The organism is Legionella lytica (assembly GCF_023921225.1).
Lineage (GTDB): Bacteria > Pseudomonadota > Gammaproteobacteria > Legionellales > Legionellaceae > Legionella > Legionella lytica.
This window is the reverse complement of sequence record NZ_CP071527.1, coordinates 2,022,681-2,048,959: the sequence shown is the minus strand read 5'-3', so window position 1 is coordinate 2,048,959 and position 26,279 is coordinate 2,022,681. Positions and strand designations below refer to the sequence as shown.

Genomic DNA, 26,279 nt, shown 5'->3' with positions numbered 1-26,279 from the left:
CATCACTTGCACTTCCTTGCAGAATCAGAGAAGCTATATGCCCAAATCGTCATGCATTAAAGGGGAATTTCAGTGCGCTATTTTAACTACACGTGGATCAGTGCCTTAGCTCTTTTCAATCAGACTCTATTTGCGCAACCATTAACAGCAAAAATTGATGAAATCATAGACCAGCAACTACCAAGGGCAACTGTGGGCGTACTGATTAAAGATGCGCAAACAGGAGAGCTCATTTACAGTCGCAATGCAAATAAACTATTAAGTCCAGCAAGTAGTACTAAACTTTTTACTGCGGCCGCGGCTCTATATTATTTAAAGCCGGATTTTCGCTTTTCAACCACCTTAGCCCAGAAAGGACAGAATTATTACCTTACCTTTACTGGTTCTCCTTCACTCACAGCAGACAATCTTGCTGCGCTTGTGGCAAATTTGAAAAAGAATAATACCAAAGTTATTCAAGGTAATATTGTTATTGATGACAGCCAATATCCTGCACCTTATTATCTGAGTGGTGATTCTTATGATGATTTAGGCTGGGGATATACCGCACCAGATACTGCCGTTGTATTAAATGAAAATGCAGAACGTTATGAATTAACCAGCGCTCCAACGTTGGGAGGTGCTGTCCGGATTAAACCGAAAGTCAGTTCAAAACCCAATGCGAAACCTGCAATTAAAGCCTTAACTTTGATTAATGAGGTTGTCACGGTGAGCAAAGAGGAGGAGAAAAATCATTGCAGTTTGCATGTTGAAATTAAAGATAATAATACTTTGCGACTCTATGGTTGTATGGTTCAAGATAAAAATCCTAAACTGCTTGAGTTTGCTATACCTGATCCCGTCTTATTTGCGAAGCAGGTCATACAAACAACCTTAAAAAAAGAAGGGATAGTTTTGAAGGGTAAAATTATTACCGGTACGACCCCAACAGATGCTCGGGTAATTGAAAGTTATCAGTCTGGTAATTTAGCTAAACTCCTTAAGCACATGCTGCAAAAATCAGATAATTTGTATGCAAATAACATTAGCCGTAAGTTGGGTTATTTGGTAACTGGTAAAGGTACGCATAAAGAGGCTATGTTCGCCATGAAAAAAATTATTTCCGAACATACGCATTTGGATATGAAGCAGATGGAGTTGGCTGATGGTGAGGGAACTCGTTATAATTTAATTGCAGCAGAGCAATTTGTTGATTTATTGACGCAGCTTTATCAAGATAAGAGTCTGCAATCTGCCTTACTTAATGCGTTGCCACAAGCTGGAGTTTCTGGAACCCTTCAGGGGCGAATGAAAGACAGTATCCTTAATAAAAAAGTGTTTGCAAAAACAGGCTCAATGCATGATCTATCATCCTTATCTGGTTTTATTATTAATCCCAATGCTAAATCTTTTGTATTTTCCATTATTAGCAATGGGGTTGGAAAATCGAATGCAAAAGCTAAGGCGTTAGAGGAGAAAATACTTTTAACTGTGGATAAATATTATTTAGAGCACAGTAGTAGAGAGGTAACACAATAATGGAAAAATTATTCTCTTACGGAACATTGCAGTATGAAGCGGTGCAATTAGCTAGTTTTGGTCGTAAATTGGAAGGGGTGGCAGATAGCTTGCTTGAGTTTGAGCTGTTTTTGTTAACAATTAGTAACCCTGAGGTGGTCGCAATTAGTGGGGAAGCGGATCATCCGGTGATTCGGTATACGGGACGAACTAGCGATAAAGTCGCGGGTATGGTTTTTGAACTGACTCCTGAGGAGTTAGAGCAAGCGGATACTTATGAGGTTGCTGATTATAAGCGAATTAAGGTTCAGCTTGTTTCGGGAACGTTTGCTTGGGTGTATGTTGGGGCAGATGCTGGGGCGTAAAGGAATTTGCTTCGCTCATGGCTTCCCGGATTTCGCTGCTGCATCCAGGCTACTTTAACGGTGCTTGGGCCCACGTCGTTTATCTATTAAATGTAGGTCGGGCCCATGGCCCGACATTTCCTTTTTAGTGTGCCGCTCTATTCTCATCTTTTACCCATTTCAACATGAGTGCACCGATGATTTGGAATAAAGGTAAAACGGCTAAGGCAATATGGTAGCTGAACAAAGAGAAATCATGAGGGGCCCCTGTGGTGCTGAATGCATCCAACAAGCTGCCGATAGCGGGCTCAGCAATTGCGTCTAAGAACGCGTCACTGGCATTGATTAATGACGTGGCGGTTCCTGCTAAGTGCAGTGGATTTAACTCTTTACCAATTACAAACACAATTGGAAAAGCACCCAAACTAAAGCCAAACATAAACAATAAAAAGCTGAGTAACCAAATTGGCATAGGATGTGCGTAGATTACCAAAGTGATGCACAATGCAGAAACCAGGGTGCTGTACATCATAAAGGCACAACGATTACGTACACGATTGGCAAATAAGGCGAATAAAGGACATGAAATTGCTAAGCCAATAAATACCATTGAAATAAGGCTGGGGGCAACAAGCGCATCCAGATTATATGCTTTTTGCAGAAATGGATTACCCCATAAACCGCAGAAAATAACAATAGGAGAGAATGCCAAGCCGCTGTATGCGGTTAATAGCCAGTTCTGTTTATTTTTTACAATGGCAAGAATATCACTCCATAAATGTTGGCTTTCAGTGCTTTGCACGGTAACAGTTTCAGCATTAGGCTTATCTTTAACAATAAGCAGGAATAGGGCGGCTAATGCAACTCCTGTCCATGCCAGACTCGATAAACTTCCACGCCAGCCAATTTGGTTAACAAGCCAAGCAAGAGGCATTTGACCAAATACAGCACCGATCATTCCCGAAGCAACGAGTAATGAGGTAAGAAGAGCATAATATTTTTTCGCAAACCATACTGCTGCGAGTTTAAAATAAGCAATACTGGCAAAGGATACGCCTACACCAATAAGTGAACGCCCCCAAATTGCACTATTTAAATGCTCTGCTTGAGCAAAAACAAAGGTACCAAGAGCACAGCATAGAATGGCTGCAGAGGTTATCCAGCGGGTTCCGTAGTGATCCAGGATAATACCAACAAATAAAGGAACAATGAGATAAGTCCAGAAATAAACGCCTGAAAGTACGCCAAGTCCTAAGCCGTGTAAGTTAAATGCATCCATTAACTGGGGAGCCATAACACTGGGGAAGTTTTGCAATACGTATTTATAAAATAAAAAGGCAGAGCATAAAAGAATAACGAGAACTGCACGAGTTGTATTTGTTTTTGTTTTTTTTGTGTTCAGTGTTTGTGCATCACATGTGGATTCCATGGCGCCTCCTCTAAATAGTTAATCTCTAATTGGTTGATTATTCTGCATCCTCCCTAGAGAGGTCGAATAATCAAGGACATAACTCTAGGGAAGGGAGAGGTAGAGAATGACGACGACCACAGAAATCACAACAGAAGAAATAGCAATAGACAACAACGCAGCTGGGCTGTTTACAAGAACTTGTTGTTGTTGAAGATTGGTCATTTATTTTTCAGTGTGTAGAATTAATTTGATATTAGGCGATACTACCCTTTATTCGGATGAAATGTCAAATGTTCTTTAAATTTGCACTATAAATGTGGCCCCATGCTATATTAAAAATCATAATACTATCTGGATAAGTGCATACATGAATAAGGAATTCTCTAACCCGTTTCTTGCTGAAAATTTTGCTCCGGTTTTAGATGAGCTTCATCGATGATTCATGATTTTTGTTTAACGCAACATTACGTCATTATCTTTGATTGCCCGGTCATTTTTGATATCCAGAAAATGATGACTGGCGGTGAGGTGTTAGGCTGGCGTCCTGACTTGGGAAGTCGTATCGGAGTGATATCTCGGGCTGATGGTCATATACGCTGGTTTACAACGGATCCTTTTTTTGTTTTTCATTTTGCCAATGCTTATGAGCAAGGTTCGGAATTGATAATTAAGTATATTCGTCATGAGAAAATTGTTCTTTTAACGGGGGATAGTGCTCGAAGATCACCCCCCATGCTTTATCGAACTCAAATACAATTGGATAAAAATACGGTCCGCCATAGCCAGTTGGATGATCGAATGGCGGAGTTTCCCCGCATTAGAGAAGATCGCAACAGTTCAACACATCGGTATGTGTATACACCGACCAAAACTGCTAACAATAAAAATCCCCGTACTTTTAATGCATTGATTAAATATGATGTGTTGTTGCAGCGCTCAGAGGTTCATGAGTTTGGATGCACTGTAGAAATAGGCGAGGCTGTTTTTGCCCCGGCAGCAACCCAAGGGGCAGAGGATGATGGATATTTGCTGCTTTTTATTTACGATAGCTTCACTAGACAAAGTGAGTTTGTCATTTTGGATGCGCGGCATATAACGCAAGAACCTTTGGCTCGTATAAAAATACCTCGTAGAATTCCACATGGTCTGCATGGTTCGTGGTTGCCAGCTATGTAACTCCCTAGTAAGGGAGTTACAACCGTAGTGTGCCATAGCTCTCTGCTTACAACATCATCCCTGACGAATTAGCTAGTGTGCTTAAATAGATACGTGATTGCATCAGTTCTTCTGTTCTTACTTCATCAAGATGAATTAGTGCTGTTAAATCGTGATCGTATCCCTTTCCACTTTCGAATCCACAACCTTTACAATTATATTGGCCACGTGTTACTGAGAAATTGTAGCCAAGCCCATTGGGGGATGAGGCTAAAGGAAACCAGGAATCAACCTGTCCTGTTTTCTCATTGTAAAAGGTTATATTTCGCGGTAAGTCAGCTTCCTTAAATTGCGGTATTGGAGCAAACGATCTATCGGGGCGACAGTACTCTTGGGCTACATGAGCCGGAACATCGCGCTGGGCCTTGCCAATATCCATCCACGCCTTACGTAATTTATTCAAACCATTAGCAGAGAAGAACCATCCAGTATTGCCGGTGTTAAAATGCTGTAGTGCGTGCTTTAAGGGAGTAAAGTCGAAATGAGCAGAGCGATGAATTGTTCCATGTTGTTGATATGCTAATCCTACCGCATTTCCAGTCTCTGGATCGATGCGCTCCATTTCTTCAATACGGGCAGACAAATGTGCTTTCGTTTCCTCATCCATATGCTGTTCTAGCATGTGGCGCATATGGGTGTCTTTAGCCCAATAGGCGTATTCATAGGCGGTGCAATTGAACGTACGACCAGAATAATCGGTAAAAATACCTGGGGTTTGCAGCATGGTTTGCGCATTGGCAGTATTTTGGTTTAGAAATACCTCTGCCTCAAGTTGTTTTCCTTGGGCAATGTCATGTAAAAATTGACGCATTTGAAAGTTAGGATGGGCACGGCAAGCCTCTTTGACTACTTCGGGTAGTTTTTCAAAGAACTCATCGGAGCTTTTTGTAACCAGAGTCATAAGCTCTATATCTGCGCCACTTGCAACCCATTCATTTTTATGAGGAATTTTTGGCGAGTGTTTTGAAAAGTCAACACGAATAGCTGAAAAATAGTTTTGATTAGGAATGGCGGAATGAATAATTTCTGCAAAATTCACACAAATAGCTCCTTGATGAGCTACAAATTTGGCTGTTTCTCCTTGGGATTCGGTATCTAAAATCATAAAGTCATCCATGTGAGGATTTTCTTTAGTGGCTGTCACGGTGTGATAGGTCCGGGCAAATTTTTGCTTAATTGCAGTTAAATCATTGCTATCTAAGTATGTTGATAAATTAAATTTATTTATATACACATTAAAAAAAGTACAAATTTGTTGCTCAATATCTTCTCTTCGAATTAATGCATTGCAAATTATCCCAACTAGGTCATTGCTTAATTCTGGATTTGTATCAAGAATGGCACCAAAGTTTTTGTTACTAATTCCCTTAGACTTACAATAAATATTAAGGATGGCTAAAAAGAACTGGGTGAGTATGGATAAGCGCTCTGTTTGCTCTTCCTGTTTTAAGGTTAGAACACTATAGAAAGGAGGAAGTGGTATATCGTTCCATAAATGGGGGGCGCATACGCCCACAAGTGCATCAATGTATTCTTTGGGTGTCGCATTGTTGTTAAAACCCATAAGGGTATCAATAGTGGCCTGGGTAACCGGTTCGCTATTAGTGTGTTGCGTAAAATCAATAAGCAAACCAAATAAGGCTAAGCATTGTGCTTTTAAGGTTTCTTGGATCTTTGAAAAGCTTGGAGTAGTGGATAGGGCCTTTAATACGCTTTCGGTTAAGGTTGTGTACAGGGAAGGTTGTGCTATTTCAACATGAGGGTAAGCTGCATGCATTGCATTATACAAGGGTGAAAGAGGGATTCCTGTAGAATCGTTTCTTCGTTCAATAGTAAATAATGGATTAATAACTGAAGAATTTGGATCGGGTTCACGAGGCCGTAATTGGATAGCGTATAAATTAGATGTTTTTCTCAGTAAGGCATTAATTGTTTGACCATAATGAGTTTGCATGGCGGAAATGGCATTTATATAGACCTCTAGTTGTTCTAAGCGAGCTTTTTTGAGGATTGAAGCTGGATTGCCTTCACCCAGTAACGTTAGATCGAAGAGTAGGGCATTTTTATAAGTAGTTAATTCATGCAGTGCTCCTCCGTCAAAAAATTCGCGTAAGGCGGTGGTGGCTTTGCAGGTATTATCAGTAGAGATTTCCTCCCCTCCGACAATTGGGACCAGCAGGTGTACCTGATTAGTATCGGGATTAATGTAGATGTATCTTGGCGATACAGGTTCTGATAGTGGAATATACATCGTGTCTCACTTTAATGGTAATTAGAACAATGAGTTTTCTGGTGCTTTTTTCAAACGCCAGTTTTTTAAATATGTGCGAGGAAGCTGAGCATAATAAAGTAGTTTTTTTCCAAAAAGAGAAGTGCTAGCCATTAAAAGCAAGCTTAGGCTAAGCAATAGACTATAAAGTAGCTGAGAATCCTGTTTGAATGAAGGAGGCTGGGTGAAGCTTACGGTGAATACGATTCCAATACCGATTAAACCCATTAGCGATGTGAGTAAAATACCCCATCGGTGCTGAGCTCCTTGATTCCATGATAATCGAATTGCCCCAATAAACATGAGCGCATACATGAGCAAATACATTTGAGTTGCTAGGGTAATCATGATCCTATTCATCCAAAGAAGTAGTGAGCGAAGTAAACGTGGAACATACGGTGACATCTTAAAGCACAGGGTATTCATTTTTCAATACTTTATGGAATAACAAAGCAGCCGTACTTGCTGCGACTGCTAGTGCTGCTGTACTTGTTGGTGGCATTATGCTGACTCAATAGGTAGATACTCAAGGAGTTCGCAGGCTTCAAGCAACTGGGCTACTCTTAAATGTGGCCTGGATGCAGCAAAGCGAAATCCGGGAAGGCAGGAGTGCTAAGAATTCTTCTGTTCTTTGATAAGATCACTCGATCGTAATCACTGCCGCACCTGTAAAACGTCCGTGACGCAAATCATCAAGTGCTTGATTGGTTTTAATCAAGGGATAAGTATGAACCTCAGTTACTATAGGAATAGTCGGGGCCAAAGATAAAAACTCTTTACCGTCAGTACGCGTTAAATTGGCAATAGAGCATAAAGTACGCTCACCCCAAAGAATATCATAAGGAAAACTGGGAATGTCGCTCATGTGAATTCCTGCACATACCACAATCCCACCTTTAATCGTGTGGCTTAAAGCAATAGGTACTAAGGCACCCACCGGGGCAAAAATGATTGCAGCATCAAGAAGATGAGGGGGCGCTTGATTTGAGTCTCCAGCCCAATTGGCGCCTAATTGATAGGCAAATTCTTGGGCAGCATAATCACCTTCACTGGTAAACGCATAAATAGTTCTTCCCTGTTTGCGTGCAACCTGAATAAGTATATGCGCGGCCGCTCCAAAACCATATAAGCCTAAATGCTCAGCTTGTGCCGTTTTTAATAGTGCTCGGTAACCAATTAATCCTGCACAAAATAATGGTGCAGCCTGATGATCGGAGTAGCCCTCTGGTATGGGGAAACAAAAGTTATGGTTGGCAACGCAATACTCTGCAAATCCACCATCAATTTGATAACCTGTAAAACGAGCACGATTACATAGGTTTTCTCGCCCAGTTAAACAAAATTGGCAGGTTTCACAACTGCCTCCTAACCAAGGCACGCCGATCCGCTGGCCAACTTGAAATTCTGTCACTTCGGAGCCTAGTTGTTCGATCGTTCCTACGATTTGGTGTCCAGGGATAAGCGGTAATTTAGGGTTAGTTAATTCACCATCGACAACATGCAAATCAGTTCTGCAAATTCCACATGCACTTACTTTAATTAATACCTGGTTGGGGGCAGGGCTTGGTTTAGGTACTTCTTTATATACTAGTTTTTGTGAGGCGCCTTCCAAAATCATTGCATACATCGAGCTTATCCTTTATCTATAGATTACATTAAAATGTAGCACTTTATTGCCCATTTTGCTCAAATTTACGTTCTTGACAATTATTGTTAATGGATCAGAATATAACTAATACAGATGTTTTTTTTCGATGCTTTAATGAACTTCTTTTATAAGGACGAAAAGGATGAGCTACATTGAAAATCGTGTTTTTGATGAGATTGCTATCGGTGATTCCGCTTCCTTAAAGCGTACATTAACGCAAAGAGATGTAGAGCTTTTTGCTTTGATGTCGGGGGATGTGAATCCTTTTCATGTTGATGCGGAGTACGCTAAAAATACCATGTTTCATAAAATTATTGGACATGGTATGTGGGGCGCATCATTATTATCTACTGTTTTAGGTACTGAGCTTCCAGGGCCTGGAACAGTCTACGTAGAGCAAACTTTAAACTTTGAATTTCCTGTGGCTATTGGTGATAGTATAACGGTCACTTTGAAGGTTATTGATAAGTTGCCGGATAAACATATGGTGGTATTGGATTGTATTTGCATCAACCAGCAAGGAAAAACTGTGATTAGCGGTTATGCTAAAGTTATTGCACCTACAGAAAAAATAAAAAGACAACGAGTAACACTTCCTGAAGTTGAATTTAAAGAGGAAAAGGCCCACTGGTATCAAAATTTAATGGCGGTTAACAAACAATATAAACCGCTCGTTACCGCAATAGTACACCCAGTAGATGTTCTCTCCTTAACAGGAGCTATCAGTGCCGCGGAAGATGGTTTAATTACCCCAATTTTAATCGGACCGAAACAAAAAATTCTGGATGCGGCAAAAGAAGCCAATTTGGATATTTCCGACTATGAGATTGTTCCCACAATGCATAGCACAGAGGCTGCGGAAAAAGCCGTGGAAATGGCGCAAAAAAGTTTGGTTGAAGCAATTATGAAAGGCAAATTGCATACCGACGAGTTGATGACACCCATCGTACGTAAGAATGGTGGGTTGCGTACGGCACGACGTATGAGCCATGTTTTTTGTATGGATGTGCCTAACTATCCTAAACCTATCTTTTTAACTGACGCGGCAATTAATTTATTCCCGAATTTAAGAGAAAAATGCGACATTGTTCAAAATGCGATTGATCTATTTAGCACTTTAGGTTTTGGTGTGCCGAATGTTGCTATTCTTTCTGCCGTAGAAACAGTTAATGAAAAAATTCCCTCCACACTTGATGCCACTGCATTATGTAAAATGGCCGAACGCGGGCAAATTAAAGGCGGAATTCTTGATGGGCCTTTAGCATTTGATAATGCTATTTCTATAGATTCTGCGCGCGAAAAAGGAATTTATTCACCCGTTGCAGGAAAGGCTGATATTTTAGTAGTGCCTGATGTTGAGTCTGGCAATATGTTATATAAACAAATGACTTATCTTTCTGGCATTGAGGCTGCAGGAATTGTATTGGGGGCTCGTGTGCCGATTATTCTTACGAGCCGTGGTAGTGATGAATTATCACGTAAAGCTTCCTGTATTATGGGTTTACTCTATGTTCGTAGAAAAACGGATGGAGTTAAATAGCATGAATAAGGCGATTTTAGTTCTTAATGCAGGCTCATCTAGTATTAAATTCGCCCTGTTTACTTGCGCTGATTTAAAATTACTTTATCAGGGTAAGATCGGGGCTATATTTGATAAGCCTCAATTTGTTGCTTATAGTCCACAACAAGGGCAAATTATCAATGAGCAGGTGTCCTTTCCTGGATATGAATCCTCATTAGCGCACTTATTTGATTGGTTTAGCGGCCTACCTCATCGCTTTGTTTTAAGTGCCGTAGGGCATCGTGTGGTGCATGGGGGAAACATGTTCTATGAGCCTTGTTTAATTAATGAAAAAATTACCACACAAATCGATTCGCTCACACCTTTGGCCCCTTTGCATCAGCCTCTTAATGTGACGGCAATTAGGAGTGTTAGTAAGCTGTATCCAAACTTGCCACAAGTTGCTTGTTTTGATACGAGTTTTCATCATACACAAGAAAAACTGGCAACTTTATTTGCTATTCCGCGCGAATTGACTGCAGAAGGAATTGTTCGTTATGGATTCCATGGGATTTCTTATGAATACATTGCTTCAGTATTACCCAAGAATATAGGTTCTAAAGCCATTGTGGCACACTTGGGCAATGGAGCGAGTCTTTGCGCGATGCATCAGGGTAGAAGCATGGCGACGTCTATGGGCTTTACTGCTTTAGATGGTTTGATGATGGGATCTCGTTGTGGAACCATTGATCCCGGAGTCCTGTTGTATTTACAGCAAGAAAAAATGTATACGGCTAAAGAGGTTAATGATCTTTTGTACTATAAGTCTGGCCTACTTGGTGTTTCTGGAATTAGTTCGGACATGCAAGATTTGGAGCTGAATCCTGATCCACGAGCTATTGAGGCGGTTGATTTATTTAGTTACCGTATAGCCCAGGAGATTGGTAGGTTACTTCCAGTACTACAGGGATGCGACGCGATTATTTTCACTGCGGGTATTGGTGAAAATTCAGCTGTAGTGAGAAAGAAAGTATGTGAGCATTTGCATTGGCTTGGTGTTCGTATGGACGAAGAAGCAAATCTTAGTAATAACTCCGTGATCAGTACTCTTAATAGCTCGGTCTATGTTGGGGTCATTCCTACGAATGAAGAATACATGATAGCCAAGCATGCAATGAACTGTCTTTTGCATTGTGAAACGGATAAAAAATAGACAACAAATAAAACTTAAATTAAACTTACGATAATTTAATTAGCAAGTGTTCACATGGAAGTATATTACATACCTGTGGAGACTTATTGTAATAAGGTATGCCATCATGTCTTTTCCGCCGAAGACTAATCATAAGAGTAATCAAATGTCAGACAAAGATAAGTATAGTCTAGAGGCAGCTCAAGAAGCTAAAGTGACTCACCCTGAAGGGGCACCGACCATGCTTATTTGCCCTATTAGTGGTGACTTCATGAAAGAGCCGGTGATTACTCCTGAGGGAAAAGTTTATGATAAGAAATTTATTCTTACTCATTTAGCAACAAAAAAAGAAGACCCACAAACGCGTAATAAATTAACACCTAAGGATCTCAAGGATTTTTCCGAATTATTAACGATTATTAGCGAGTTTACTCGACGAAAAGCCCTTTATGAGGAAAAGAAAAATGATTTTATTCGGAAAGTGAGAGCTATTGTAAATCAAAAAGGAGAACTTCCAGAAAGGCCTTCATTGTTTTTATGCCCGCTAAGTAATGAATTCATTAAAAACCCCGTTATTACGCCGAAAGGAAAAGTATACGATCGTGATTCTTTAGCCAATTATCTTCGTAAATCCCATGATATAGACGAAACAGGGCAAGCCCTATCTTTAAATGATGTTGAAAAATTTGACGAGTTTGACCAGCAATTAAAACTCTTTCATTTCCGTTTGGAAAAACAATATCAAAAAACAGTAGAACCCAAACTATCGAGTAGCCCCTTTAGTTTTCTCGGTGGTATTATTACAACCTTGTTTGGGAATGATCTTTCTTCAGATGACGAGACCTTGGAAGAGAGTCCTACTAATAAAAAAAGTAGCAAATAATTCATCCTTCTTGATTGTTTTTTTGCCATTATCAATATTTAATTGTTAAGATTCTGCTAAGTTCCAACTTCTTCAGGCCAAATTGCTCTCTTTTTCGACTACTATATATATAGTTAATTCATTTTTTGGATAGCAATTATGAATCATAGAGACCTTGAAAAATACATTATCCAATTTAAAGAAGATTTAAAAATTGCGGAGACTTGTAAGAATATAAGAACAAGTATTCTAGATGCGATTACAAAGGGTGAGTATTTTTCTTCAGAACTGGCTGCGTATTTTGTCAGAGATAATGAAAAAGCTCCATTCAAGGTTTCGCCAACTGACCCTACACAAGTCGCAGTTCTTAAAAAATTGCTTAATGCTTTGGAAAATGTTGAAAAAGCCATCTCCAGAATTGAAAATCTTGATATTAACCGGGATAGATACAAGATAGGCATTTATAGAGATTTAATTAAAGCTGGGTATAATGCTGTTCATGAAGTGGCTGGTGCATTAGAGCTAATTAACCACAGTAGTTCTGATATTCAGGAAATTGTAGCACCACATATCAAAGAACTGATGCCGAAAATAGCTTTAGCTACGAGTGCTTTAAAAAAATTTACCCCATCAGGCTCTGAGGCAAGTGATGAGTATGTTAGCCCCGAAGAACGTGTTGGTCAATTTGTGGGGGGGGCAATACAGCAACTTCCACACGCCAAGTATACCAAAGATCAAAGCCTGGAAAACTTAAGTACATTTATTTTTGATTTACCTCGTCGTTTCGAAGCATTGCAAAAACTTGTGGCGACAGGTGCATCAGGTATTGCTACTAAATCAATTACCAGTCCCGAAGCCTATCAACAGGCAATGATTCAAAGGGCTAATGAAACCAAAGAATACCTTGAAAAATTGAGTACTAAAGATGGCCTCCTGGGCCTACCCAGTTATCTTGGTGTAATACGTAAGTTAGTTGCTCATAGTACAGATCTGGTTAACACAGCAGCGCCATTAACAAAACAAGCTTATTTGGATGCTGCAGACAAGCTGAATGAAATTAAACACGATTTATTGCCTCAATTACTTGCTGAGCTTGAAAAAATTGAAGAAGGGATGAGCTTAAAACCAGGAACCCTGACGGATCCCGTGTTGAAACAAATGAACACTTATTATACTCAGTTAGCTACCCAAGTTGAGGCGATTGCGCAAACGGCCGGAGTGTTAGATACGGCTACTGAATACATGGATTCAACTTTAGGAACCATGGTGCTTTATTTGGCTGGAAGTAAGGGTAAGTTAGATGTAGGTGAGAAAATCAAGCCAGTTGAAGGCTTAACGGTCATGATGGATGATCGATTTGTTGAAAAACGAAAAGCGAATCAAGCAACTCGATTAAACGAAGCACGCTATGCGGGACAAGATGATACCGCCAAGGAAGCAGCCACTCGCTTCTTTAACCGACTTAATTCATACAATAGTGTTCATCAAGCCTTATGTAAGTGGAGTTTAGCTAATGTCTCGCAATCTGAGAGAGAAGCTCTTTTAGCTGATTACAAACAGTTTCAGCCCCATTTTGCAGCCATGCACCCGGACATTGATAAGCTTATTGTTGATTCATTAACCCTGTCGGTAGGCACTAATATCGTTTCCAGATTATGGAGTTCAGAATACAAACAATTGTATGGTTCAAATCATTTTTCTAAAGTATTAGCATGCAAAAATGATGTTGTGGAACATATTGAACAGAGCAAAGCGCAAGCAGGTTTTAAAGCTAAACTTATTAATAATACAATGAGTCATGCTGAAGAAGTGGCTTACGCTGCAAATAAGAAAACAACGAAGTTAAACGCAACAGTACAACCTTATGTGCCCCATGTATTTAGCTTTGAAGAGGGTAAATCTGCTGAGCATTATCATAAACAAGGTATTGTTGCGGCAAACCATGTCACACAATTAGAACATGCTCGTGAAGGAGCGAAACAATTTTTTGATTATTTAAACGAGTATGCGCAGAAAGGTGAGCCACCAAGAATTTCTGTAAATGATGAACCTTTATACAAATCATTAACTGCAAAAGATAAAGAGTTTTTGCGTGTTCAATATAAAAAGTTTCAACCTCAGTTGGTTGCAATGGGGGCAACGTTTGAGAGCCTTAATGAGCAGTTAGTTGCTATTTTAAATTCGCCAACGGCTCATGATCCTAAAGATCCTCCTTTACGTTTAGCTCACGTGCTTACGCAGGCTGCCTTAATTGATGGCAAGCTAAAAACACTGGAAGATACTGCCAAAGAGGATAGAGAAGCATATCTGGAAAAAGAACAAGCGCAAAAAGAAAAAGAAGTTACTTCCGAACCGCTTATCACTAAAGGTGAGGACGTTGGCAAGAAAACACTGTTTGGAATGCTTAGCGAATTAAAGCTTTCTAAATCAGTTGATGATTTCTTGCAAGTTAAATTCCAAAATTACTTAAAAGCTAATTTATCTCCAGATGTATGGAAACAGTTACCCAAAAAAGAGGGTACTGATGAATTGGATCTGGATCCAAAGCATCTGCCATATGGGGCTCTTCATAAAGATAGTGAAGAAGTAGTAATGTATAAACAGCTAATCAATTCGCTGCATTATATGCGAGTAGGTTTGAAAGAGCTTGAGGCATTAAATAACACCGCGGATCCTACCAATATTTTCACGCGCACCTGGCATCTGTGGGGAGCCTTTAGTGCTTTACTCCAAAACATTAATACGAGTAAATTCCATTTGCTTGAAGCTGCTGGAAATCCAGGATTAAAGGCAATTCTTCAAGAAGGACTTGATTTGCTTGCGCCGATAAAAAATATTCCTGTCCTTGGTGATTATGTAAAAGAACCTATGACAAAAAGTTCAAGCTATTTAACAGCGTCTAATGAAGCTCCTCAGATTGATGTGATTCAGGCCTGGAAAGATCAGCAAAAAATTGTAGAACGAGGCTTAGCCTCCCCTAAGGTTTCTCCATCTGAAGTGGCGGAGGATACGGTTGAAGTGGCGGAGGATACGGTTGAAGTGGTGGAGGGTACGGTTGAAGTGGTGGAGGGTACGGTTGAAGTGGTGGAGGGTACGGTTGAAGTGGTGCAAGCACCTCAACAACAGGCTCCTGCTCCTCAGAAAACCGAGTACGTGCAACTAATTGCAGAAAAATTATATCAATTACCTGTAGCACTTAATCGCCTTAAAGGTGTCGATAATGCTTCTTTATCTTCGGATGAAGAGGTGAAAAAGCAAATTAAAAGCTTTGTTGATGGTTTAAATGGTTTGTCATTTGGACCTGGCTCCGCAAATAAAATATTAAATACCATTACCAAATTTCAAATGCAGATTTCAGAAATTGGCGCCTTAAGCCATGATTTAGCGATGGCTCGCCTGAAAGAAATTCGCTCTGAATTTGGTGCAATTTTTATGGAAGCTGCGGATAGTGCTGAATTTCATTTAGGCTTAAAACCAGGAACGTATGCTGATGTCGTTAAAGAACGTTTTGATCGCTTTTACGAATCACTTATAGTCAATGTGTCTACTGAGTTTAAAAGAGACCAGGATGGGCTTGCATTGCTACTGGATCTCTCTGATACCCAAAAACGTTTAGCGAGAGAAGAAAAACGACAAAATCACATAATAGCGTCGGATCCTGCTGGTGTTGCTCGTGAAAAGCTAACTAGTGCTCATTATGATGAGTTCGCTAGACGAATTCGCGTTTTTGATTCTTTGGAAGCGACTAATAATGCATGTGATGCTCCTAGCTCGGTACTTGCCAATGAGTATTTATGGTTAAAAGACAGAGCAGTAAGTGCTTATGATGAGATTCAACCTTTATTAGCCGAAGTTGACCCAAAATTTACAGCTGATTTTATGGATAATGTTTCTGATGAGTTCGATTTACAGGACGTGTTGGCACAAGTACTTGCTGTACAAGATAAAATTCTTCAACCAGTAACTACATTTGAAAAGTTCCAACTTTTAGTACGAGAATCTGATTTTCAGTCTGAAGAAGATCAGAAGAAGTTTTTAGAGTATTATGCAGAACTTCAACCCTATCTTAGCAAAGTAAATTATGCATATAATTTTAGTTCTTATTTAAGAGAATTACAGGATCCTGCGGATTTCAAAGCTCAAGGAGAGAAAATAGTTGCTGAAGCACCTAAATTGCAGGAGTTAATTAAAGGGCTTGAGGATGCAAAAGAGCTAAAAATAAAATTATGTGACGAGCGTATCGGCCACCTTAAGGCTATGATCAAGAACCAGGAAGAGGTAATCGGCCCTCAAAGAATAGCTGCATTTAAAGAGAAACTCTTTAGTAACTATGTAAATGCTAATTTAAAAAGTGCTTTAGAGGCTCAGCTTGGCCCTAACGCAGAAGCCTTTTTTCAATATATTTTGCCTGAGCTCGCTAAAAAGCAGGCTGCAATAATTGATGGAATTGAAATGACTCAGGATATGGAGGCGGTAATTGCACAGAGAGTTATTGGAGCTTCTACAAACATTATCGCTGAGCAAAAAGAATCATTCAAAGCAATGCAGTTTGAGCAACAGGCGCAAGCAGCTGTTAAAAAATCAGCAGGGGAGTCTCTTGGTTTTTATACAGAGGCATTTCTTAAGGCGATACAATCTGATTATAAGCAAGAAAAAGCAGTTGCTCTTAATGGGGTTGAGTTCAATGAGAAGATGGGTGAGCAAATAGCTGCTTCTGTGAGTACTGTAGTTCCCATGGTGCTTGAGATAAATCAAGAGTTACAGGGTTCTTTGTCTAAGTTAAACAAAACCTTAGAAACAGTAAACAGTTTAATTGAACAAGAACAAGCTCTTGCAGAAGACAACCCATGTAGAGCAAAAAAACTGGCTCTATTAACTGAGCTTAAAGAAGAACTGACACAACTTGATGTGAGTAAGGAATCAAATAAAGCTGATTTTGTAAATAAGGCTAACGCTCTTGCAGAAGAACGCATAACAACAGCAGTAAATTACGATGCAATCATTAATATCTATGATGTACTTAATGAATTAAAAGAAAAGATTACAACTGCATCGATGGCGCCAGAGGAAAAAGAAAAACGACTAAAAGCAATTTCTGCGATTCAGGACGGATTAGCTGATGAAACTTCGTTACCTTTTGAGCGATTAGAACAGGCGCTGAGTAGGCTAAGTGCTGCATCAGAGCAGAATGTATTAAGAAGTGCTAATCATTACTTAGTGGGTGATGCTTATAAAGGGCAACTGTTTGATAATCATTTAAATGTTACTCTGGCAGAGCAAATGCGAGGAGAGTTGGGTCCTTATACTACTGCGTTTATCCAACAGGTTAGTTCGGATTTTATGACTAAAAAGTCTGAAATAATTCAGGATTTAGCGGTTGATGATCAAACAGAAGCACAACTTGTAGAGAGGTCTAAACCACATTGGACTAATGTTTGTTCTAAGAATCAGGATGCAAAAGATTTATGTACGTTACTGAATCAATCTTTAAAAACCATCAGTCGTGTGATTGAAGAGGAAGAGCGTATAAATAAAGAAAACCCAGGTAATCCAGGACGAGAAGAAAAAATCAATCAATTGAAAAAATATCAAAATATTCTCGCGAATGGAGATAATATTCCTGAGCACGAACGAATGCAATATTTACAAAGACGCAACGCAGAAGTACAGACTTTCTTAGCACGCGTACCGCATTATGATGCGATCATTAAAGTACACGATAGCCTTAATGAGATGAAATCTTATGTGAATAGCAAAGAAACTTCGGTGCTCATTAAAGACAAAAAAATAGAGGAAATCGCTAAGATGCAGGCAATGTTAGAGGTTGACTCGAAAGAACCCTCTGAACGTTTGGCTGATGTCAAAAGTCATGGCTTGAGTAATAGCTGTCAGGAAGTACTGCATCAAAATTCGGATAATCCATTTGTTAAGTTGATTAAAAAGTTTGTTTCCTTCTTTACTGGACCGACTCAGGAAGAGACGATGATGTCTTCATTCAAACAACGTTTGCAGGATATTAAAGTTCCTGCTGTAGAAGCGCCACAGGAGCAAAGTAATATTAATCTTGGGATGTAGTATTTTTTATAGGGACTGGTATTAGGCTTGTGGGTTGGGCTATGGCCGAACCCACAATTTATAAGTGGTCTGGGATATTAATGCTTTTTAGCAAAAAACCATGGGATTAGAACAAATAAAATCAAACCTCCCACGAGGAACGATTCAAATAGGAACACATCACCGATAGGAATTTGTGATGGGGGCGCAAAGCCAACTAACATCGCACTCAGGCAACACAATATACCTAATCCAGAGATAAACCACATCATCTTGTTTCCACCAGGTACCTTATAACCACGAGGCTGATCCGGTCTGGAATATCTAAGTTTAATCGCTGCTGCAAACATAATGACATAAACCAATAAAGCCATTTGCGCACTTAAATCACTCAACATCCAATAGGCTGCATTAATGGAATTCAATAAAATAAAAACAGTACTTAATACAGTAACAATAATTGCTTGTGTAAATAAAATTGTAGTTGGTGCCCCATACTTATTAGTTCGGGCAAATCTCGCGGGTAAAGAACCATCACGAGCGGACACAAGCAAACCTTTGGTAGGGCCAATGATCCAGGCAGAGACACCGCTTAAACCGCCCAGAATGATTAACACTGCAATGACAGAGGTCATCCACGGCATATGATAAGACTTAAAGAAAACGGCATAGGCATCAATCAGGCCTGATACAACACTTAGGTTATCATTAGGTACTACGACAACAATGGCTAAGGAACCTAATGAAAGAGTAGAGATGATTAAAATGGTTGAGTATAACAAAGCTCTAGGGTAGTCACGTTGAGGGTTTTTTACCTCTTCGGCATGCACTGCAGACATTTCCATCCCAATTAAGCCAAATAAAACTGCAGCAAATAAGGAAAGATTTCCTAATGACTCAAAGTTGGGGAACCATGATGAGGGATAGTCGACTGCCATTGGTTTACCTTGGAGCGCCCACATGAGTGCTAATCCAATAATCAACAACATAGGGAGAACCGTGCCTATAGTTGCACCGACAATGCTTACAATACTCGATACCTTCATGCCAAAGCAGTTTAAAAAGGTAAACAGCCAAAAAAGGCCAATAACCGTACCTAATAAATAAAATTTATTGTTTCCAAGCTCAGGGGCAATTAAATAAGAGAGGGTGGCGGCAATAAAAGCAAGTATAGTGGGGTACCAAACAACGTTGTAGATCCATTGTAACCAAATCGTAATAAAGCCAGCTCGTTTACCAAAAGCTTCTCTAACCCAAACGTATAATCCACCTGTGTTAGGATAAGCTGTGGCTAGTTCCGCTGCTACAAGAGCAACAGGAATAAAAAAGGCAAATGCAGCAATCACATAATAGGAAACTAATGATAAACCCAGTTTGGCGCTAATCGGTAAGGTACGTAAGCTATCAACAGCAATTACGTTAATCATTACCAATGAAAAAACGCTCAAAACTTTTTTTGGTTGACTCATGATTAATCCTTAACGTACAAATAAATCATTAGGTGGCTTGGGTACAAAGCTTTTAATTAAGGATTAAGAAAGCAAAAAATTCTCCACGCACCTAGTTGAATTCATAGTAAATAAGCAGTCGCGCAGTATAACAGTGGGGGGTAGCTAAGACAATAACCAGGGGGGAAAAACATTGGGTCATATTAAAAAAAGATCGTGCAGCGGTGATTCAACCTATATAAGAAAACCTAGTTGCAAGCAACCAGGTTATAAAGGAATGATATTTTTACGTAGCCTTGAACGGAGCGTGGTGCAATACGAGACTTTTGTGGTACTGAAGAAAAACCCGTATTGCGACTGCGTCTAATACGGCTACGTTTTTTAAATATTAAGCGATGTTTCTTAATACGTACTGCAGAATTCCACCGTTTTTGTAGTATTCCAATTCATCAGCAGTATCAATACGGCACAGTGCTTGAATTTGCTCAGTCTTACCATTAGTACGTTCTATAGTCACATTAACCATAGCACCAGGAGCTAATGAGTCAGAAACATCAATACTGATGCGCTCATCGCCAGTAAGCTCGAGTGTTTTACGTGTCATATCTTGAGTAAACTGCAAGGGTAATACGCCCATACCAATTAAGTTAGAACGGTGAATACGCTCAAAGCTTTCAGTAATTACCGCTTTAACACCAAGTAGGTTAGTACCTTTTGCAGCCCAGTCTCTTGATGAACCAGTACCGTATTCTTTACCTGCAATGACAACTAAGTCATGATGATCTTTTTGATAAAGCATTGCGGCATCATAGATTGGCATTACATCACCAGTAGGAATATAACGAGTAATGCCACCTTCTTGACCAGGAGTCATTTCGTTACGAATACGAATGTTTGCAAAAGTTCCTCGCATCATCACTTCATGGTTACCACGGCGTGAACCATAGGAGTTGAATTCTTTCTCGCTAACGCCTTTCGACTTCAAATACAGGCCCGCAGGGGAGTTGGCTTTAATTGAGCCCGCGGGAGAAATATGGTCCGTAGTAATGGAGTCACCAAAAAGAGCCAGGACATAAGCTTGCTTAATTGGCTTAATTGGATCTGGAGTCTCTTTTAAGTTATCAAAGAATGGAGGATGTTGAATGTAGGTTGAATCTGCATTCCATTCATAAGTTTTGCCTGTACTGGTCTTGATTGCTTGCCAGTGTGCATCACCTTGGAATACTTCTGCATATTCTTTACGGAACATACCACCAGTAACTTTAGAAACTTCAGCTGCAATTTCTTCGTTTGTTGGCCAAATGTCTTTCAAGAATACATCATTGCCTTTATTGTCTTTGCCAATAGGCTCTTTGCCTAAATCAATGCAAGTAGTTCCACAAAGCGCATAAGCAACAACTAATGGAGGAGAAGCCAACCAGTTTGTTCTTACTTGCGGATGTACACGACCTTCAAAGTTACGGTTTCCAGATAATACAGAGGCAACAACTAAATCATTATCGCTGATTGAATGTGAAATCGCATCAGGAAGAGGACCGGAGTTACCAATACAAGTAGTACAACCATAACCAACCAAGTTAAAACCTAATTGATCCAGGTAAGATTGCAAACCAGCATGGTTTAGGTAATCGGTTACCACTTTAGAACCTGGTGCTAATGACGATTTAACCCAAGGTTTACGTTGTAATCCTTTTTCGATCGCTTTTTTAGCAACAAGACCTGCAGCCATGAGCACGCTTGGGTTTGATGTATTGGTACAGCTAGTAATTGCAGCAATCACTACATTTCCATGTTTCATTTCAAAGTCATGACCTTTTACTGGGAATGACTTATCTTTTTCTTGTTCTTTACCTGCTTCTTTTAAGAAGGCAGCAAATTCAACAGGCAATGTGTGTAGATTTACTTTATCTTGTGGGCGTTTTGGACCAGCTAAAGAAGGTTCAATCGAGCCTAAATCTAATTCTAAGGTATCAGTAAATACTGGATCTTCACTGTCTTTGTCGTACCACATACCTTGAGCTTTTGCATACGCTTCCACCAGAGCAATTGTGTGCGCATCACGGCCTGTTAATTCAAGGTAACGAATAGTTTCTTTATCCACTGGGAAGAAACCACAGGTAGCACCATATTCTGGAGCCATGTTGGAAATGGTTGCACGGTCAGCAAGTGGTAAATCACTTAAGCCTGGGCCGTAGAATTCAACAAATTTGCCTACAACACCTTTCTTTCTCAACATTTGAGTTACTGTGAGTACTAAGTCAGTTGCGGTGATGCCTTCATGCATTTTGCCATGTAATTTAAAGCCAATAACTTCTGGAATTAGCATCGATACTGGTTGGCCTAACATAGCTGCTTCAGCCTCAATACCACCAACGCCCCAGCCTAAAACGCCTAAGCCATTGATCATTGTGGTATGAGAGTCAGTACCAACTAAGGTATCAGGATAAGCGTATAATTGACCGTCGTCACTGCTGCTCCATACAGTCTTACCTAAGTACTCTAGGTTTACCTGATGGCAAATACCTGTTCCAGGAGGAACAACTTGGAAGTTGTTGAATGCTTTTTGGCCCCAACGTAAAAACTCATAACGCTCGTTGTTACGTTCCATTTCAATTTCGGTATTAATTGTTAATGAATCACTAGTACCGAATTTATCAACCATAACGGAATGGTCAATGACCAAATCAACTGGAGATAACGGAGAAATCTTGTCAGGGTTGCCACCCATTTTAACAATTGCTGCACGCATCGCAGCTAAGTCAACAACAGCAGGAACCCCTGTAAAGTCTTGCATCAGTACGCGAGCGGGTCGGAATGCAATTTCATGCTGTGATGTTTTTTTGTCTAGCCACGCAGCAATCGCTTCAATGTCTTTGGTGGTTACGGTGTTGTTGTCTTCAAAACGTAATAGGTTTTCGAGAAGTACTTTAAGAGAGTAGGGAAGACGGCTAACCCCTTTTAAATTTTTATTTTCAGCTTCTTTTAAGCTGTAGTAGTTATAGGTCTTTCCATCTACGTGTAATTGACACTTCGTGGATAGACTGTCGTGGCCAACTTTCATAAAAAAAACTCCTGGAATTAAAAGTTGAATCATAGCTCAAATTTTAGAATTTTTCATGCGGCTGCATCATGAAAACAAAGAAAATGTGGGCTTTAAGAGCTACGGGAGGAGTTTTATTTGGATTACAGTTTTTCTGTAATCCAAGGTGTTCTTTTTTTATACCGGCATGTGTTGACGTTCTTGAGTGCTTTGTAACATATCTTTTTGCTGTTCCTGCAGCATACTTACCCCTGTGTCAAAAATAAGCCGTTCTTCAACCTTTTTCTGAGTTGGATCGAGCATTTCCGGTACGCATAAAGCAAATAGGCTAGGGGCTAAAACTGTAATACCTATTGGGAGCAGGATTGTTGCAATTAAGGGGGTAAAAGTAAACGCTGCAAATGAGGCCAGGATCAATGCGGCTCCGACTATTGTTCCTATTCTGGAACCATAATATTTCCCCGGGCTAGGTTTATAGTACTCGTCTACGCCCACAGGATAATAAACTTGATTAAAATAACTATCCATATAAGATTGCGCTCTAGTCGAGTTATTTAAACAAGCATAAAGCGTTTTGGCAAATCGATGATATTGTAATAAAACGTCATTTTTATCGGCTCTTGATAAGGTCTTTTTTGAATCAAGCGCGGTGGTAAAATCACTTATTCTCTGGTCTAACATTAGTATGAATATCTCGTTATTTTCAACGCTACTTTGCAAGAGCAACTGTTTTGCATCGTTGATTTTCTGTTCAACCTGGGTACGAGTTGGAGTGTGACTAAATAAAGGATAAGTCATCAGTGGTTCCTCCTATCTTTTTGATAAAAAAAGAGTATCATCTGTGTTTAAATGCGGATAGATCTCTTTACAAAGTTTTACGCTTAAGTAATATTTATTAACGCGGTCTTAATCGTCTTTGCAGTTGGTTTGCAGTGCATAGGGATATCGCTACGAGGAGTCGTAGTAACGAAGGAGTGTGGGATGCTGGATTTAAATAATATAGCTTTAAGCTCATTGTTTATGCTTAATAGCCAAGAGAGTATTGAGCAGGAACAAATAACCGAAACTCAAGACAATGGGTTGCAAGACGATGATTCAATTGATCCTGGCACCTTTCTATTTTTATTAGCGCAAGTCACCCCTGAGTTTGTTGATGAAACTCAAAAAGATTCAGCAAAATCAGATTCGGTAAATTTTATTGAATTAGAAACTGCAAAAAGTAAATTAGCTCAAGAATCTAATCCTGAGCCGTTGAATACAGAACTTAATGCTAATTTAGAAGATAATGTTGCTGTAACTTGGATTAATTCTGAGTATTATCAAGCTGAACGAAATTCTAGCGCTGCTATTTCAGCTACAGAGGCAGGACAAATAGCGCAGGATACAGAGATTTCTAATAATCTTATTTCTGAGACACAAGCAATTCAAACTGAGGAGCACTCTTTGGCTGAGCTGTCTTCTTCTTTATTTGTAGTGGCACCAGATGCAGAGGTAGAAACTAATGAGCAAACGCAATTAAGTCCGCCTAATGTAGAGCCTGAATTAGTTAGCGATAAAGTGAGTTTGCAGGAGCTTGATGTACCCAAGCACGAGGCTGCAAGTGTAGATGTGGAAGAGGGTGGTCAGCGCAGGAATGCATTACCAATAACGTCAGCTCCCCCCGCTAAGGATCTCTCTTCCATAGAAGAAGATATTAAGTATGTTGAATCCTCTGATTTTGATATTGAAAACCTACCTCAATCTAAAACGGAACAACAACATTCTGAGTTTTCTTTTTCTCAAGCAGAGATAAATTCACCGGAGCACTCAGGAGCAGTTGAGCGTTCTTTAGCGAGCCATGTAATTAGTAATCTAGAGTCCAATTCGGCTGTCAGCTCGAAACAGCTCGAGCGGAGTAGTTCTACCCCAACAGCGCTTTCTATTCCATTGGATATTGACGATCCGCAGTGGTCAAAGCAATTTTCTGAGCATGTAATGTGGTTGGGACAACAAGGGATTAAAAACGCTACTATTAGAATACATCCCGAAGATTTAGGGCCTTTAGAGATCAATATTAAAGTGATTAACGATTCAGCATCGGTAAATATTATTAGCCAAAGCCAGCAAGTTCGAGATGTTATTGATCAGTCTGTTTCTCGATTACATATAATGATGGCAGAACAAGGTCTTACTTTGTCTGAATTTAATGTTGATTCTGATGAAGGTACACACCAGTTTGCACAACAGCATGAAGGTTCTTCTCAAGAAGAGGCTGGTTACTTAAATGAAGCCGAAGAGGACGGAGTGTTTACTCCGGTAAAAAATAAGGCGAAGCCTCAGGGTGTGATCGATTATTTTGCTTAGAATGTGGGCTGGGCTGAAAAGCCCAGCATCCGGGGTAACACGAATTAGGTTTTCTGGGCTTTTCAGTCCAGCCTAACTCGGGAATAAATACGGTTAAACTCTTATCTACGACAACTACGGTTGCATCGTATAACACGTCCAGTCCAACGATCTACTAAGCAATTTTGACGACAACCATGACCGACGTATCTCCAGCCCGTCCAACGAACACTTCTGTGACGGTGGTGGACTTGAACACGAGGTCCAACGTAAACACGAGGCCCAACGTAAACACGAGGCCCAACGTAAACACGAGGCCCAACGTAAACAGGTGCATTGGTATGATAGCCTACAAAATAAGCAAGTTGTTGTCCGCCTAAGGGCGATGTTGGCGAGGTTGCAGCCTTAGTAGTGTTGTATAGTCCTCCGCCAATTAAGAGTATAAAAGAAAAAAGAAGTATCGATAAAGCTTTACTGTTTTTAGTTTTTGCTCGTTCCATGATTGAGGTCCTTTTTGGTTATTCAATGAAATTATAGACCATAAAATGAAATGATTAATTTTTTCACAGGTGATTTTAATAATGAATAAAAAGACAATATTAATAACGGGTTGCTCAAGTGGTATTGGATTAGATGCGGCGCAAGCGTTACAAAAAAGAGGATATCAAGTAATCGCTTCATGTAGAAAAAAACAAGATCAACAACGGCTTATTGCTTTAGGTTTAGATACGATTCTTTTAGATGTAAATGACTCAGATTCAATTAAAACTGCCTTTGCTGAAGTGCTCACTAAAACAGGTGGTCGATTAGATGTCTTAATCAATAATGCAGGTTATGGGCAGGTAGGTGCCTTAGAGGATATACCTCGTGAGACATTACGCCAGCAATTTGAAACGAATGTTTTTGGCTTGATGGAACTTAGTGCATTAGCAATACCCGTAATGCGTCAACAGGGACAAGGGCGGATAATTAATATTAGTTCCATCCTTGGCATTATAAGTATGCCTTTTCGTGGTGCATATAATGCATCCAAGTATGCAGTTGAGGGTATAAGTGATACTTTGAGATTGGAGCTTAAGTCTTCGGGGATCAAGGTAATTGCGATAGAGCCTGGACCTATAGAGAGTCGTTTTCGTGACAATTGTGTTGAGAGTACCAATACAACCCCTCTTCCAGAAACAAGTTATTTTAAGGCACAATACAGCAAACTTATTGAGGCACATAAACAAACGGGATCTAATTCATTTTTTACTAAAACGCCGGAGGCAGTGATTACTAAGTTGATTCATGCAATTGAGTCTAAACGACCACGTGCAAAATATCCTGTTACGTTTCCTGCGCACTTTATGGTTTTTTTAAAACGTATATTAAGTACAAAAATGTTGGATAAATTTTTGTTACGTGCATCGAAAAGAGAGGTATCTTAAGCGCAAGGGGTTTATTTTTCTTGCTATAAAGACACTTGGTTGCAATTGA

General features: G+C 39.8%; 17 protein-coding genes. 9 read left to right on the top strand and 8 right to left on the bottom strand.

Features of this window, described 5'->3' with window-relative positions; translation table 11 throughout:
* Positions 1-72: 72 nt before the first annotated feature.
* Positions 73-1,518, top strand: a complete 1,446-nt coding sequence (gene dacB, locus J2N86_RS09010; protein ID WP_252579064.1) for a D-alanyl-D-alanine carboxypeptidase/D-alanyl-D-alanine endopeptidase — start codon at positions 73-75, stop codon at positions 1,516-1,518.
* On the top strand, positions 1,518-1,862 hold the full coding sequence (locus J2N86_RS09005; protein WP_252579063.1) for a gamma-glutamylcyclotransferase family protein: 345 nt from the start codon (positions 1,518-1,520) through the stop codon (positions 1,860-1,862). The genes dacB and J2N86_RS09005 overlap by 1 nt, the downstream gene beginning before the upstream one ends.
* Positions 1,863-1,986: 124 nt before the next feature.
* Here J2N86_RS09005 and J2N86_RS09000 read toward each other — a convergent pair whose 3' ends face one another.
* Positions 1,987-3,270 (bottom strand): MFS transporter, encoded by a 1,284-nt coding sequence (locus J2N86_RS09000; RefSeq protein ID WP_252579062.1) that lies wholly within the window; start codon positions 3,268-3,270, stop codon positions 1,987-1,989.
* 417 nt (positions 3,271-3,687) lie between these two features.
* On the opposite strand from J2N86_RS09000, the gene J2N86_RS08995 reads away from it, so the two are divergent.
* On the top strand, positions 3,688-4,428 hold the full coding sequence (locus tag J2N86_RS08995; RefSeq protein WP_252579061.1) for a carotenoid oxygenase family protein: 741 nt from the start codon (positions 3,688-3,690) through the stop codon (positions 4,426-4,428).
* Positions 4,429-4,474: 46 nt separating this feature from the next.
* On the opposite strand, the gene J2N86_RS08990 is transcribed toward J2N86_RS08995, so the two are convergent.
* The 3 genes from J2N86_RS08990 to J2N86_RS08980 all read right to left on the bottom strand — a co-directional run bounded on the left by J2N86_RS08990 (position 4,475) and on the right by J2N86_RS08980 (position 8,363).
* Complete coding sequence (locus J2N86_RS08990) at positions 4,475-6,718, bottom strand: hypothetical protein (protein WP_252579060.1); 2,244 nt, start codon at positions 6,716-6,718, stop codon at positions 4,475-4,477.
* Positions 6,719-6,739: 21 nt separating this feature from the next.
* On the bottom strand, positions 6,740-7,162 hold the full coding sequence (locus J2N86_RS08985) for an amino acid permease (protein WP_252579059.1): 423 nt from the start codon (positions 7,160-7,162) through the stop codon (positions 6,740-6,742).
* 214 nt (positions 7,163-7,376) lie between these two features.
* On the bottom strand, positions 7,377-8,363 hold the full coding sequence (locus J2N86_RS08980; protein WP_252579058.1) for a zinc-dependent alcohol dehydrogenase family protein: 987 nt from the start codon (positions 8,361-8,363) through the stop codon (positions 7,377-7,379).
* A gap of 163 nt (positions 8,364-8,526) precedes the next feature.
* Between J2N86_RS08980 and J2N86_RS08975 the strand changes: the two genes are divergently transcribed.
* The 4 genes from J2N86_RS08975 (at position 8,527) to J2N86_RS08960 (ending at position 18,014) form a co-directional block, all read left to right on the top strand.
* Positions 8,527-9,924: a bifunctional enoyl-CoA hydratase/phosphate acetyltransferase gene (locus J2N86_RS08975; protein ID WP_252579057.1), complete on the top strand. Its 1,398-nt coding sequence runs from the start codon at positions 8,527-8,529 to the stop codon at positions 9,922-9,924.
* Position 9,925: 1 nt separating this feature from the next.
* Positions 9,926-11,098: an acetate/propionate family kinase gene (locus J2N86_RS08970; protein WP_252579056.1), complete on the top strand. Its 1,173-nt coding sequence runs from the start codon at positions 9,926-9,928 to the stop codon at positions 11,096-11,098.
* A 145-nt stretch (positions 11,099-11,243) separates the two neighbouring features.
* Positions 11,244-11,960, top strand: a complete 717-nt coding sequence (locus J2N86_RS08965) for a U-box domain-containing protein (RefSeq protein ID WP_252579055.1) — start codon at positions 11,244-11,246, stop codon at positions 11,958-11,960.
* A 138-nt stretch (positions 11,961-12,098) separates the two neighbouring features.
* Entirely contained in the window at positions 12,099-18,014 is a 5,916-nt protein-coding gene (locus tag J2N86_RS08960) for a hypothetical protein (RefSeq protein WP_252579054.1), read from the top strand.
* Positions 18,015-18,091: 77 nt separating this feature from the next.
* Here the strand turns inward: J2N86_RS08960 and J2N86_RS08955 are convergent, their stop codons facing one another.
* From J2N86_RS08955 to J2N86_RS08945, 3 genes are all read right to left on the bottom strand, one after another.
* Complete coding sequence (locus J2N86_RS08955; RefSeq protein WP_252579053.1) at positions 18,092-19,462, bottom strand: amino acid permease; 1,371 nt, start codon at positions 19,460-19,462, stop codon at positions 18,092-18,094.
* 367 nt (positions 19,463-19,829) lie between these two features.
* On the bottom strand, positions 19,830-22,502 hold the full coding sequence (gene acnA, locus J2N86_RS08950; protein ID WP_252579052.1) for an aconitate hydratase AcnA: 2,673 nt from the start codon (positions 22,500-22,502) through the stop codon (positions 19,830-19,832).
* Positions 22,503-22,658: 156 nt separating this feature from the next.
* Positions 22,659-23,279, bottom strand: a complete 621-nt coding sequence (locus J2N86_RS08945; RefSeq protein WP_252579051.1) for a lpg1689 family Dot/Icm T4SS effector — start codon at positions 23,277-23,279, stop codon at positions 22,659-22,661.
* A 183-nt stretch (positions 23,280-23,462) separates the two neighbouring features.
* Here J2N86_RS08945 and J2N86_RS08940 point away from each other — a divergent pair, with 183 nt between their 5' ends.
* On the top strand, positions 23,463-24,824 hold the full coding sequence (locus J2N86_RS08940) for a flagellar hook-length control protein FliK (protein WP_252579050.1): 1,362 nt from the start codon (positions 23,463-23,465) through the stop codon (positions 24,822-24,824).
* A 101-nt stretch (positions 24,825-24,925) separates the two neighbouring features.
* Here the strand turns inward: J2N86_RS08940 and J2N86_RS08935 are convergent, their stop codons facing one another.
* A complete protein-coding gene (locus tag J2N86_RS08935; protein WP_252579049.1) occupies positions 24,926-25,303 on the bottom strand; it encodes a hypothetical protein in 378 nt (125 codons plus the stop codon).
* A gap of 81 nt (positions 25,304-25,384) precedes the next feature.
* Between J2N86_RS08935 and J2N86_RS08930 the strand changes: the two genes are divergently transcribed.
* Positions 25,385-26,230: an SDR family NAD(P)-dependent oxidoreductase gene (locus J2N86_RS08930; RefSeq protein WP_252579048.1), complete on the top strand. Its 846-nt coding sequence runs from the start codon at positions 25,385-25,387 to the stop codon at positions 26,228-26,230.
* Positions 26,231-26,279: the final 49 nt, after the last annotated feature.